The following is a 14073-nucleotide window of genomic DNA, read 5'->3' as shown; positions in this document are numbered from 1 at the left end:
ATTCCTAAATTATCCGTGATCTTTATAGTTCTTCCTTAACTTGTCGTTTTGCAATCATTGGCATAATGACCCCTAGCGCAATTAAAACAAACGGCGTGATGATGTTCATTGCCAATTGGAACCACCAAGTTGTCGGATTTGCTGCATAGTCAATCTTAGGAATCACCCCTAAAATACATGCAAATGCGGTAAATAAGAAGCACCATAATCCAAAGCCAAAGCCAATCTTCGAGTTTTTAACAAATACGTAGTCGGAATTGAACTTCTTGATTTGCTTCGACAATAGCATGTACGCTACGAATACCCAAAGATAGCGCATCGGCATTACGACTGAGTTAAGGTTCATTAACCAGTTATATAAGTCATTCATTCCACCAATACCCAGCGCCGGAACGATAATAATGATCGAAACCAAAACTCCGGTTAATTTATAACCGTTAATCGCGACACCATTCTTATTTTTCCGCCGCAAACTTGCTGGCACAAAGTTTTTATCGGCGTCATTTAAGAAGATTCGTAACGGTGCATCAACTGAAATCGCAAGCGCCGCCGAAGTCGATAAAATATTGGAAATTGCAAAAATCCAGGTTAATAAGTTACCTACGTGGAAATAATTTCCTAAAATTTGGAAAGCCGTATACGACCCGTTCGCCATCAAGTCGTTAGGGATGTGGTCGGCATCAAAAATCATTCCCATCGCAAACGAACCTAGGACAGCTGAAAGTGCCACCATGATCGCAAGTAAAATCATCCCTAGAGGAAATTCTTTGGAAGGATTTCGCGTCTTATTAACGTATGGTGAAATTTTTTCCGCTCCCCCAACCGCGAAAACTAGCATGGAAATCGTGGTGAAGTAGTTAAAATTAAATTTTGGCATATAAGTGCTAACTTGATCCATGTGTGCCGTAGCAATCGATGAATGCGCAATAAATGGTGCCGCTAAACCTAAAATAATGAACAAAATCGACATGGTAAACATTCCGATTCCCGCAATACTTCCCACACGATTAAGCGTGGTGACTCCTTTAGTAGCCATCCACAAGAAAATCAAGAAAATCACCAGACTCAGCGCTTGAACAATGTATGACGGAGTCTGGTTAACAAAATTCCCGTTACTCTGGAAAAGCCAACTAAATCCAATTAAAATTGCCTGTGGTTTTTGGGCTAAGTAAGGTACGTGAACAATCCAATATGTCCAAGCTGCCAAATAGGCCCAGCGACTAGTGGATAGTTCCTTCATCCACGAAGAGACCCCACCTTCCGCGTTTTGGAAGGTGGCCCCCAGTTGTCCAACCATTAAAGTGTAAGGGATAAAATATAGCGCCATGATCAAAATCCAAGAAACGATGACCACGAGGCCTTGATTAGCAAAGTTATTGACCACGTTGTTCAAGCCCCAAACGGCCGTAAACGAAATCAACGCAATGTTGTACCAACGAAAATTGCGGTTGTTACCCGTAGTTTCCATAAATTGTCCTCCTTAAATATTTATACCCTATTACACCAGAAAACGCCGCAAAAATAAATAGATTTCCATTAAAAAATTAATTAAATTTTAATTTTGTTTACTTCGCCAATACTTAAGATAGCCGAATTGACAAAAAAGTACTGAATTCAGTAAAATAATTTTAGTTTAAGGACGTCTTAAAAGCCCGTCATTTAGGGATTTGACCCGCACAAAAATTTTTTTATTTATTCTACAGACTTTTGGCAAAATTTGTCATCGCCAAAAGTACTGAATTCGATAATTAGAGTGGAGGAATTCGATGGACCTCGTCGACCGGATCAAACTAACCGCAAAGTTAAAGAAAAATTGGAATCTTAAAACCACCGCCCAACACGCTGGAATTGGGGTTAATAGTATTTACCGTTGGCAAACGCAAGCTCCCCGAGCTGACAAGCTGCTTCAGGTTGCGGAAGTTCTTGACGTATCCCTCGATTACTTAATGGGGCGCTCAGAAGATTCCCAGATTCAAAACCACCCCGTAAGTATGACCATCGAGGAAGCCATCGATAGCATTCGCTACTTTAACGGCGAACCGGTTACCGATTTTAAGCGACGTGGTTTAAAAGCCATTGCGAAGGCCTATTTGCGGAAGGATTAATTTAAGCAACGGTGCACAACTGAAAAGAAGTGGGACAAAAGTTGGGTAGTTTGCGAGCATTAACCAAAAAAAGACCGTTATGCCTGAATTTGGCGTAACGATCTTTTTTTTGGTTAAACGGAACAGACTGGATTTTGGCGCTCGCTTTGGCCTTATTGACGCCAAAACAGCTTTTTAAGAATCTTTTTATCCTTGATAAAATATCGCTTTATTTTTTCCAGCCTCTTATTTTATTAACTTTACCGCACTAAGCACATAAAAATTCGTGAGATGTCTAATCCAGAGGGCTCAACAATTGCCATTTTGCCCCATTACTTAACTGCGGAAACAAAACGAGCAAAGGCTGCCTTACCAGCGTCGTCCCATTTGAAAACACCGGCATCAGCTAAAACCCGCGCGAAAACATTACCAACGGCCGTATTGACCACTTCAGTAACGTTTGCTGGCGTGATCGACTTAGTTTCTTTTAGTTGATCAGCCCAAGTTTTATGCATTTCTGCCATTTGATTTTCTTGGTTTAACAGGTACTTTTCTACTTCCACCAGTTCCGTCTTTAACCGAGCTGGCAGAATTGCCCTACCCATTACTTCAATCAATCCAATATTTTCTTTTTTGATGTGTTGTACGTCTTGGTGCGGGTGGAAAATGCCGTCTGGAAACTCTGCCGAGGTTTGATTATCCCGCAAGACCACGTCCATCACGTAGTTCTCCCCATCTTTATAGGCAATTGGGGTAGTTGTATGGTGACGCGTTCCATCGGTATATGCTCTGACATCCACACTTTCATCGGAATAATTCATCCAAGTATTGTGGATTTTAACGGCCGCATCCGTTAGCGCGACCGGGTTTTTGCTAGTTAGGCGAATGGTCGACATTGGCCATTTTACGATCCCAGCTTCCACGCCAGTCATCCCTAAGTCAATGGTCCTAGCAACCGGCGCCTTCATCATTGGAAATACATGTCGGCCACCTTGATAGTGTTCGTGTGACAACATTGATCCCCCAACAATTGGCAAATCAGCATTACTCCCCACAAAATAATGTGGTAACTGCTTAACGATTTCCAATAAGTTAGCAAAAGTTTGCCGGTTAATCACCATTGGACGGTGAATTTGATCTAGAAAAATCGAATGTTCGTTGAAGTATGCGTACGGCGAGTATTGGAAACCCCAAGTTTCGCCGCCTACCGTCATCCGAATAATTCGATGATTGCTGCGGGATGGGTAACCTAACCTACCTAAATACCCCTCATTTTGCATGCATAGTTGGCACAAAGGATAGCCATTTTGCGGTTGGTTACGGGCCGCGGCAATTGCCTTAGGATCCTTTTCCGGTTTCGAGAGATTGATGGTAATTTCAAGCTGCCCAAAGTCCGTCTGAGCCGGAAAAGATACGTTTTTAGCAATCGCTCGGGTTTTAATGTAGTCGTTCGCTTTACTTAATTTAAAGAAATAATCGGTAGCCGCTTTAGGACTCACCTGATATTTATCCCAAAAAAGCTGGTTTAAAACGGAAGGCAACGGCGTCACCAAGTCCATTAGTTGGTCTGCTAAAATGCTCTTATCTGATTGAGTATCCTCAATTTTACCGTTTTGGATAGCCGTCTTAACTAACGCATCTACCAAACTCGTCAACTGTCCATCAACGGCTTCAGCTGGTTCACCTTCGCCAACCAAGCCTAAAACACGATTATAAACATAAATATGGTCCAAGTTGGTGTACTGCGATGGTGAATCAATTACGGCTTGGACAAATTGTTCTAAACTATTCATGATGCTTGTCCTCCTCAATCATTGTAACCCTTGGGATGACTTACTTTCCAATTCCAAGCGGTTTTAATAATTTCCTTAACGTCATCATATTGCGGTTGCCAACCGAGCACTTTCCGGGCCTTTTCGCTAGCGGCTACTAAGGTGCTTGGGTCACCTGCACGTCTAGGCGCCATAACCGCAGGAATTTCTTTTCCGGTTACTTCACGAGCGGCATCCAACATCTGCTTATTTGAAAAACCAGTTGACGATCCTAAGTTAAATACGTCGCTATCATGTCCTTGTTTGAGATATTCCAATGCCAAGATGTGGGCATTTGCTAAATCAACTACATGAACATAATCGCGCACGTTGGTTCCGTCAGCAGTTGGGTAATCGTCCCCAAAGATTTGTAACTGGTCGCGTTCGCCAGCCGCCACTTGTAAAATAATTGGTACTAAGTGAGTCTCGGGATGGTGGTCTTCGCCAATGCTGCCGTCTGGTTTGGCTCCCGCCACGTTGAAGTAGCGTAACGCGACAAACTTAATTCCGTCGGCAATGTCTGACCAATGCATAATTTTTTCCATCGCTAACTTGCTTTCGCCATAGGGGTTGGTAGGCACTTGGGGATCCGATTCTTGGATTGGCACCCGCTTAGGTTCGCCATAGGTTGCCGCAGTAGATGAAAATACAATCCGTTTCACACCATGCTTAGCCATTACTTCAAGAAGCTTTACCATTCCAGCGGTATTGTTGTCAAAGTATTTCAAAGGATTCTTCATTGATTCCGGGACAACCGAAAAGGCCGCAAAGTGAATTACACCTTCCACATCTTCTTTAGTAAAAACTGAATCCATAAATTCAGTATCTCGGATATCGCCTTCGTAAAAACGAGCCTGGTCGTTTACTGCTGCGCGGTGTCCGGTAACAAGGTTGTCAACCACCGCCACGTCATAACCCTTCGTAATCAATTGATCAACTGCATGTGAGCCAATATAACCAGCACCACCTAAAACTAAGACAGCCATTCTAATTCCTCCTCAATCTCTCAATGCGTAATCGTTATTTAAAATTCTTTAATATTAAAGTTCTTTAGGTCCGTCAGCCACTTCTGCAATATAGAAGTCAGCGTCGTAGCCGATTTTATCGCGATAAATTTTGCCCACGTTTTCCTTAAAGGATTCCACTTGGTCTTTTTCCACGATTGCAATTCCGCAACCACCAAAACCAGCACCGGTCATCCGGGCTCCAAGTACGCCGGGTTGTTTCCAAGCTGCTTCTGCCAAAGTATCTAGTTCCTTACCAGTTACTTCGTAATCAAAGTGGAGTGAAACGTGAGAAGCCGTAACTAAGTCACCAAACGTCTTCAAGTCGTCGTCTGCCAACGCCTTAGCTGCCCGAATGGTTCTTTGATTTTCAGAAACGGCGTGACGAGCACGTTTGATTAAAGTTTCATCGTTAATTAGGTAAGCTGCTTCGTCAAATTCATCATTTGTTAAGTCACCTAAAGAGTTGATGTCTAGCTTAGTTTGTAAACGACGCAGTGCTTCCTCGCATTCTGAGCGGCGTTCGTTGTATTTAGAATCCGCAAGTTCACGGCGTTTGTTCGTATTCATAATTACGATTACGTGATCGCCTAACTTAACTGGAGCGTATGAATAATCTAAGGTATTAGTGTCCAGTAAAATCGCTTGTTCTTGCTTCCCCATTCCAACTGCGAATTGGTCCATAATTCCAGAGTTAACCCCTACGTAGTTATTTTCACACTTTTGGCCAATTTTGACTAAGTCTAATTGGCTAACGCCTAGATTAAAAGCGGTGTTTAAAATAGCTCCGGTCAATAATTCAATGGAAGCTGAGGATGATAAACCTGCACCATCTGGCATGTTGCCGTGTACGTAAAGGTCAAATCCATGGTCAAACTTAGCTCCCGTTTTAACCAATTCGTTCATCATCCCTTTTGGATAATTCGTCCAACCCGCTGCCTGATCGTATTCGAGGTTATTCACGTCAAACGTAACTACTCCTGAATCCGGAATGTTAGCCGAGTACATTCTGACCGTACTATCCGTCCGGGGTGCGTAAACCCCATAAGTTCCGATTGTGATTGCGCATGGGAATACGTGACCACCGTTGTAGTCAGTGTGTTCACCAATTAAGTTAATCCGTCCCGGGGAGAAGAAAACCCTTTCAGGTTTGGTGTCAAAAATTTCGGAAAATTCTTTCTTTAAGTCAGTTGCGTTCATAATATGTACCCTCCGTGTTTTACTAAAATTTTATTAACTTGAATATATAGCTTTCAGAGGCACTTGTCAACACCCTTCTATGCGCGTAGAAATAAAAATGGTAGCGTTTTATATATAATCATTGATATTACCCTTTTATTAAAGTGAAGTTTCCTAAAATCTCATAAAAATCGTTGATTATAGTTAAAGTTTAACTAAAACCACGTATACAAACATAACTTTTTGTTCTATCATTTTGTTGTAAGCGTTTTATCTACGCTAATGAAAGGAGTTTTATTATGCAAGCAAATCTACAGTGGCTTGATGATCCCGAAACTTTCCGAGTAAATCAACTACCCGCTCATAGTGACCATCACTACTATCGTAATTTAGACGAACTTAATACTGGTAGTAGCTTTGTAAAGAGCCTTAACGGGACTTGGCGTTTTCATTTTGCCACAACGCCAGCTAAACGGCCGCTCAAGTTCTATTTACCTGATTTTGACGACGCCAATTTTGGTACTATTCAAGTCCCCGGACACATCGAATTAGCAGGTTACAGCCAGATCCAATATATTAATACCTTGTATCCCTGGGAGGGTAAAATATATCGGCGCCCGCCGTACACGCTTAACCAAGATCAACTAGAACCCGGCTTATTTAGTGACGCGAGCGACAACAGCGTTGGCTCATACCTGAAAAAATTTGACCTTGACGATTCTTTCAAAAATCATCGGGTTATCATTCAATTTCAAGGGGTTGAGGAAGCCCTCTACGTTTGGTTAAACGGGCATTTTATTGGGTATGCTGAAGACAGTTTCACCCCTTCTGAATTCGATTTAACCCCTTACGTTCAAGAACGTGATAATCTCCTGGCCGTGCGCGTTTACAAACGGAGCACCGCGGCCTTTATCGAAGATCAAGACATGTACCGTTTTTCCGGGATTTTCCGGGACGTTAATTTACTTGCCCTTCCCGATGCGCACATTGTTGATTTAGATATTAAACCCGAGGTGAACGCCGATTTTAAGAGTGGCGTCCTTACGGTTAAGGCTACCGTTTCTGGCACTAGCGCTACTTTAGAGTTAAGCGTGACTGATCAAAATCAGCAACTTTTAGCAGCGCAAACCCAGACGGGAACTGGTAAAGTTTCATTTAAAAAGATTGCCTTCGACAATTTAAAACTCTGGTCCCCAACCTCACCGACTTTATATCAATTACTGATTAAAGTTTACGATGAACAGCAGCAACTCTTAGAAGTCGTTCCCTATCAATTCGGCTTTCGAAAAGTGGAATTACGCGAGGACAAGGTCATTTACGTTAACAACCACCGCCTAGTGCTCAACGGAGTTAACCGTCACGAATGGAATGCTCGCAGTGGCCGAGTCATTTCGCTGGACGATATGCGCAAGGACATTCAAATCATGTTGGATAACAACATCAATGCCGTTCGAACTTGCCATTATCCGGACCAGCTTCCCTGGTACCACCTTTGCGACGAAGCCGGGCTTTACGTGATGGCCGAAAATAATTTGGAATCTCACGGCTCCTGGCAAAAAATGGGCGCAGTGGAGCCTTCTTATAACGTTCCCGGCGATAATCCCCACTGGTTAGCAGCCGTGGTTGACCGTGCCCGTTCTAATTACGAATGGTTTAAAAATCATCCATCAATCATCTTCTGGTCCCTCGGTAACGAATCCTTTGCGGGAGAAGACATTGCAGCCATGCAAGCTTTCTATAAGGAACACGATTCTTCGCGTCTAGTTCATTACGAAGGTGTGGTCCGGGCTCCCGAATTTCGGGATCGCATTTCTGACGTGGAAAGTCGGATGTACGAAACCCCAGCTAACATTGCGCGTTACCTAGAAAATAACCCGGATAAACCCTTCCTAAACTGTGAATACATGCATGATATGGGTAATTCTTTGGGTGGCATGCAATCATATAACGACTTAATTGATCAGTATCCAATGTACCAAGGCGGGTTTATTTGGGACTTCATTGACCAAGCCCTCTTGGTTCACGATCCGGTAACCAATCAAGAAGTTCTTCGTTACGGCGGTGACTTTGATGAACGCCATTCTGACTATGAGTTTTCGGGAGATGGATTATTGTTTGCTGATCGAACACCCAAACCAGCAATGCAGGAGGTGAAATACTATTATGGATTACACAAATAGCCAATTACACGTAATATATGGTGACGGTAGTTTAGGAGTGGCCGGCCCCAATTTTCACTATCTTTTTAGCTACGAGCGCGGGGGCCTTGAGTCTTTAGTGGTTAATAATAAAGAATGGCTCTATCGCACCCCGACTCCGTTATTCTGGCGGGCAACTACTGATAACGACCGTGGAAATGGTTTTGACGTTAAGGCTTCCCAATGGTATGCAGCCGACCGGTTTACCACTTGTCAAAAAATTGAATTAGCGGTAGATGGCCAGGCGCTACAACCCTTACCCATTGCCCCCTTTAATAATCGTTACACTAACCGGGAGTACGCAAATGAGGTTGCCCTAACCTACCATTTGGTCACGCCGACCGTACCAAGTACTTCGGTAACGATCACTTACACCGTTACTAGTGACGGTAATATTAACGTTGCGGTTCATTTCACCGGCCGGGCAGATTTGCCTGAACTACCCGCGTTTGGTTTACGCTTTATTATGCCCACGACAGCCACTAGTTTTGATTATACGGGGCTTTCGGGCGAAACCTATCCCGACCGGCTAGCAGGCGCAACGCATGGCCAATTTCACGTTGACGGATTACCAGTCACCCCCTACCTGGTGCCTCAAGAATGCGGGATGCACATGCAAACCAGTCAACTAACCGTGACCCGCTCAACTACCCAAAACAATGCGGATCCCGATTCTCAACCCTTTAGCCTGACTTTCAGCCAAGCCAAAAAGCCGTTTGCCTTCAGTTGTTTACCATATACTGCCGCAGAACTCGAAAATGCTACACACATTGAGGAGCTCCCACTACCAAGACGCACCGTGCTCTCCATATACGGCGCGGTTCGCGGAGTCGGCGGGATCGACAGTTGGGGGGCCGATGTTGAACAACGTTACCACATCCCCGCTGACCAAAACATTGATTTCGATTTTAATATCCATTTTTAAATAAAAATCAGTAGTTTGCGAGCGTTAAAGTAAAAATAGCCATTATGCCTGAATCTGGCATAATGGCTATTTTGCAGCTAACCGGAACAAATTGACTTTTGTCCCACGTTTGGTCCCTACCAAATCTATATATCGAAATATTTTTATAGCGTCTTCGGGACATACAAAAAGAACTTCCCCAAATGGAGAAGTTCTTCTTATAACTAAAATTTAATCCGGCAATTCCGTGTTCGATAATTTCAAAACGCCTTCATTATCTTTAACATCCGTACCCATGTCTTTGAGATATTCAAGTTCAGGCATTTCTTTGTTGGTAATGACTACCATTACGGTATCATCCAGCCCAGCCTTCTTGATTGCTGGTTGCCAGAATTCAATCAACTCTTCGCCTTGTTTAACGTGATCGCCCTTTTCAACGTATTGAACAAAACCGGTTCCCCGCATGTTAACGGTACCAATTCCGATATGAATTAAGGTTAGAATTCCTTGATCAGAGCGAAGGCCAATTGCGTGCCGAGTTGGGAAGGTTGCAACCACTTCACCATCAAACGGAGCCAAAACTCGACCATCCGTCGGCTTAATTGCAAATCCTTTGCCCATGCTTCCATCAGCAAACGTTTCGTCCGCAACCTTATCCAAACTAACTAATTTCCCAGCAACTGGGTTGTGGTAAATAGTTACTTTAGCATCAGTCTCGATTTCTGCAGGAGTTTCATCCGTTTCCAAATGTTTTGCCCAAGTTTTTTCGAGCTCATCAACGATTTGAGCGTGCATCTTTTCATCTAATTTAACTTTCTTAAAGAAGATAAACGCTCCGGTTAAAATCATTAACGCAGGAACCCCAAGCATCATCAGTTTGAAGATTGCTTGGCCGTGAGCAGTGACGTCACCCGCCGTTGCGCCAGCAGTCATTCCGGCCCAAACAGCAGTTAAACCAACCACCCCGTTTGAAATGGCTCCACCTAATTTATCAAGCAACGGCCGAACGGATAACGTCAACGATTCGTCCCGGTGACCAAATTTCAATTGTCCGTACTCAACAGAATCACTGAGTACCATCAAAACAACCAAGAAAATCAGTGGTTGTGGAATATAGAATAGCACGGCAGCGGTTAAAATCATTGGTAATGATTGACCCGCAAAGGCAAACATTGCCAATGCAATCACCATAACTGAAATTGCTAAGAAGAAAACCTTCCGACGGCTAAATTTCTTTGCCAATGGAGGAAAGGCCAATACGGCGAAGACCCCAATAATGGCATTTAACGAGCCAAGCAACGTAAACTTCGAAGCGTCACCTAAAATGTAAGTAAAGTAATAAAGTTCAAGTGAGTTGGTAATTGCCATTCCGGCAGTGTAAATTCCGTAAGTTAAAGATAACCACATCAACTGGTCGTTACGGGCTAACACTTTGAAAACTTCTTTGAACGTAGTTTTTTCAGTATTTTTACGTAATTCCGAATCATTTTCCTTGGTACCAATTGCTACCGCAAAAGCCGAAATTAACGCAACTGCCGCAATGATAATCCCGAAGGCCATCCAACCGCGATTATCGCCCTGACCGCTGTTAGCCTTCGTTGAAAACATTAAAACGATTGGCATAACGACGACACCGACGATGTTTTGCCCGATATTGGAACCAACCCGAGCATAGGTTGCCGTCTTTTCACGTTCTGCCGAATCAAACGAAATGGCAGGAATCATTGACCAGAACCCAACGTCCTTAAATGAATAGAAAACATCCATCGTAATATATAAAATGGCAAAAACGATTAAGTACAAAATTGGGTTAGAGGTGTTCAATCCCCCTAAACTGGTAAATAAAAGCGCTAAAACAACCGAACCGATTGTCCCACCAATCACAATCCACGGTTTAAAATGTCCCCACCGCGAATTAGTATTATCAATTGCGTTTCCGATCAGCGGATCGATGGCAAGCTCTACAAAACGTAATACCGCGATGATCATCGTAATGTACGCGATCATCTTTGTTCCTTGTGCCCCACTACTTTTATCAAATAAATGGGAAGTCACAAACATAATAAAATATGTTGAAAGTGTTGCATAAAATGCATCGTGACCAAATGCACCAAATGAGTAAGCTAGTCGTGAGGTAATCTTACGACCCTTACTTTGTTTAACTTCTGCATCCATAATCTACACAAATCTCCTTTAACTATCTATGCACTAAATGTAATCGTTTCCAGAAGAGATGTCAATATATTTTTAGTAAAATTTGTTCAATTATTTTATTACCTTGTGCTTAAAATGATTGCGCATTCCCTCGACCTGATTCCCTACAAATCAGCATTCTACCCGCTCTCAATCTTTTATTCCAAACTTTTAATATAATTTACGTAGTTTTACTACCCATTTTTAAACAAGTTCTCCAAAAAATGACTACTAAAAATTTAGCAAAAATAATAGGGGATTTTTTAAGAAGTTAACATTTCTCAAAAAGTCCCCTATAAAAAATTAACGGTGGCCAAAATGGTCCAATTCATTCGCACCAAATAAAATAATAGTTATTCAATAAGTATTATTAGTCGATTAGCCAATGCTCCCTTGACTCCTTACTAACCCAAGCGTTCGTATTGGTAACGAATCGTGTTAGTAATTGGATGCCCTGGGCGTAAAATAACGTCACCAAAATCAGGGTGATTAATTGCGTCTGGCAACGTTTGCGCTTCAGTAGCTAGGGCATTGTATTCGTGTGCCGCTTCTTTATCCGGATCAAACGGATTTGCCGTGTAAATAACCAATCCGTTGCGGTCAGAATAAAGTTTGATGCGTCGTTTACCATCGGTATCCCCAATCATTGCAATTGGAGTGGTTGCACTCGGGTTAACTTCGTAAGCATCATCAAATTCAATTCCGTCATTTTCATCTTTTAATTGTTGCAAAGCCTTTTCAACCGACTTGGGTTGGTTAAAGTCGTAGGCAGTTTCCTTAACTGCAATTTTTTTACCGGTAGGCACTTTTTCTTGGTCAAATTCAAGGTGAGCTGCACTCGTGATTTGCAACCATTGTTTAGCCAAGCTTTCCCGCTCATCCGTAGTATTCCAGTAAACATGGTTGGTAGGATTAAACAGGGTGGCAGCATCCGTATCCCCCGTGAAGGCAATCGTAACTTGATTTTGGTTATCTAAAGTAAACTTGATTTCTACATCGAGGTTTCCCGGATAATTATCGTCAGTTGCTTTAATGTGCTTCGATAAATCCACGCTGACACTATTGGCATCTTCACTAAATTTCCCGGCAAAATTTAACGTATTAAAGCCATGATTACCACCATGTAACGAATGCGTCTGTTCATTCATGTCAACTTGGTATTCTTGGTCATCAATCTTAAATTTAGCTCCGCCAATGCGCCCGGCAACCCGTCCAACTGATTGGCAAAGGCAGTAGCCAACTCGTTGATAATCCGCCATACTATCCAATCCCCAAATTAATGGGCGCTCAACACCATTTTCATTAACCACAAATTCTTGCCACGTTCCACCATAGCTCAAAACTGAAATCCGCGTTTGTTGGTCGTTGATTAACGTATAACGAATTACATCTTGACCCTCAAATTGATCAAATACTTCTTTTTTAGTTTCCAATATTATGACACCTCCATATTAATTAAACCGCTTTCAAGTTCAGTATATCAGAATTCAACTACACTTGGTAAATATTTTAGTTAAAAGAAAAAATCGCATAATTATTAGATCACTACATCTAATAACTATACGACTTCTTACGGATAATTTTTTTACTTTGCCACCCTATTTTGTACTAGCCCGTTCAACTAATTTTGTACCGAGTTCAACCCGCTGAGTAGTTGTACGCCCAGCTAGACGACTCATTACTAAGTCTACCGCTGTTGCGCCCATTAACTCGGTGTCCACATTGACCGCACTTAGTTCAGGGTAAACAAAAGTTGCCAGCGAAGTGTTGTTAAAGCTGAAGATTTTAACCCGGTTAGGTACCTCAATTTTGTTGACCTGGAGCGCCTTTAAGGCACCCGCCGCCATGGGGTCGTTAGCCACAAAAAAAGCATTCGGTAACTGATCACCAAGTGTGTCGATTGCCTTTTGCATCATTTTAAAACCAGAGTCACTGGTATAGTCCCCTTTAAATACAAACTTTGGTTCAAACGCTCCCCGTTTTTTCATGGCGTTTTGAAATCCTATCATTCGGCGGTCGGTCACGGTCAACTGGTGGTCGGTAGTCATTTCAGAACCGTGAATAATTCCAATCTCCCGTATACCACGTTGCCAAAAATAGTCGACTACTCTTTCCGTCGCCAACTGAAAATCAGTAATTACACTATCAAAACCAGCCGCAAATTGATCATCATCTACAAAAACTAAGTTTCCCGTAACGGCGGCCAGTTCTTTAACCTGTGGCTCACTAAATTTTCCCACCGCGATTACTGCATCAAAATCCGGTCCCAATTCTTGGAGATTATTTTGGAAGATTCGGGTTACTTCAAAATGATTATCTTGTCCGCGTTGTTCAATTCCCATCCTAATCGACATGTAATATAAGTCGTCTTGTTCTTCCGTTTCTGAGTACCACTGAACAATCGCTAAGCGTTTTCTGGCGGTTAAATTAGTATGCCGTTTATTTTTTGAATAATGTAATGCCTCGGCGGCGTCTAAAATTCGCTGTCTCGTTTCGTCGCCGACCGAAAGTGACGTATCTTTATTTAGCACTCGTGACACGGTTGCTAACGATACCCCAACACGATCCGCAATATCTTTTAACGTTGCTGCCATGGGCTACCCCCTTTTAGTTACTCAATTTCACTATATACAAATTATCTTCTTTACTAATGTACTCCAATTAATACATAACCGCAGTACCACTCAAGTAAAACTTTAT

General features: G+C 42.5%; 10 protein-coding genes. 3 read left to right on the top strand and 7 right to left on the bottom strand.

Annotated features, from left to right (window positions below; genetic code table 11):
* Positions 1–22: 22 nt before the first annotated feature.
* Positions 23–1468, bottom strand: coding sequence for an amino acid permease (locus tag NYR25_03610; protein UWF34489.1), 1446 nt, complete (start codon positions 1466–1468; stop codon positions 23–25).
* 298 nt (positions 1469–1766) lie between these two features.
* Here NYR25_03610 and NYR25_03605 point away from each other — a divergent pair, with 298 nt between their 5' ends.
* Positions 1767–2105 carry a transcriptional regulator gene (locus NYR25_03605; GenBank protein UWF34488.1) on the top strand — a complete coding sequence of 113 codons (339 nt, stop codon included), beginning with the start codon at positions 1767–1769 and terminating at the stop codon, positions 2103–2105.
* A gap of 311 nt (positions 2106–2416) precedes the next feature.
* On the opposite strand, the gene NYR25_03600 is transcribed toward NYR25_03605, so the two are convergent.
* Genes NYR25_03600 through NYR25_03590 form a run of 3 tightly spaced genes read right to left on the bottom strand, consistent with a single transcriptional unit; the run spans position 2417 to position 6099 of the window.
* The gene (locus NYR25_03600) at positions 2417–3877 is read right to left on the bottom strand and encodes a UDP-glucose--hexose-1-phosphate uridylyltransferase (protein UWF34487.1); all 1461 of its coding nucleotides are present in this window, start codon (positions 3875–3877) and stop codon (positions 2417–2419) included.
* A 14-nt stretch (positions 3878–3891) separates the two neighbouring features.
* Positions 3892–4881: a UDP-glucose 4-epimerase GalE gene (galE, locus tag NYR25_03595; protein UWF34486.1), complete on the bottom strand. Its 990-nt coding sequence runs from the start codon at positions 4879–4881 to the stop codon at positions 3892–3894.
* Positions 4882–4935: 54 nt separating this feature from the next.
* Positions 4936–6099, bottom strand: a complete 1164-nt coding sequence (locus NYR25_03590; GenBank protein UWF34485.1) for a galactokinase — start codon at positions 6097–6099, stop codon at positions 4936–4938.
* A 278-nt stretch (positions 6100–6377) separates the two neighbouring features.
* On the opposite strand from NYR25_03590, the gene NYR25_03585 reads away from it, so the two are divergent.
* Together NYR25_03585 and NYR25_03580 are read left to right on the top strand one after the other, a co-directional pair.
* Positions 6378–8258 carry a beta-galactosidase gene (locus tag NYR25_03585; GenBank protein ID UWF34484.1) on the top strand — a complete coding sequence of 627 codons (1881 nt, stop codon included), beginning with the start codon at positions 6378–6380 and terminating at the stop codon, positions 8256–8258.
* A complete protein-coding gene (locus NYR25_03580; GenBank protein UWF34483.1) occupies positions 8242–9201 on the top strand; it encodes a beta-galactosidase small subunit in 960 nt (319 codons plus the stop codon). The genes NYR25_03585 and NYR25_03580 overlap by 17 nt, the downstream gene beginning before the upstream one ends.
* Positions 9202–9411: 210 nt before the next feature.
* On the opposite strand, the gene NYR25_03575 is transcribed toward NYR25_03580, so the two are convergent.
* From NYR25_03575 to NYR25_03565, 3 genes are all read right to left on the bottom strand, one after another.
* Complete coding sequence (locus NYR25_03575; GenBank protein ID UWF34482.1) at positions 9412–11355, bottom strand: PTS sugar transporter subunit IIA; 1944 nt, start codon at positions 11353–11355, stop codon at positions 9412–9414.
* A 422-nt stretch (positions 11356–11777) separates the two neighbouring features.
* Positions 11778–12806 (bottom strand): galactose mutarotase, encoded by a 1029-nt coding sequence (locus NYR25_03570; protein ID UWF34481.1) that lies wholly within the window; start codon positions 12804–12806, stop codon positions 11778–11780.
* A gap of 165 nt (positions 12807–12971) precedes the next feature.
* Positions 12972–13967 (bottom strand): LacI family DNA-binding transcriptional regulator, encoded by a 996-nt coding sequence (locus tag NYR25_03565; GenBank protein UWF34480.1) that lies wholly within the window; start codon positions 13965–13967, stop codon positions 12972–12974.
* Positions 13968–14073: the final 106 nt, after the last annotated feature.

It is taken from the genome of Pediococcus acidilactici (assembly GCA_024970065.1).
Lineage (GTDB): Bacteria > Bacillota > Bacilli > Lactobacillales > Lactobacillaceae > Pediococcus > Pediococcus acidilactici_A.
Note: the sequence above shows the minus strand (reverse complement) of the source record. Positions and strands in the feature narration are given on the sequence as shown.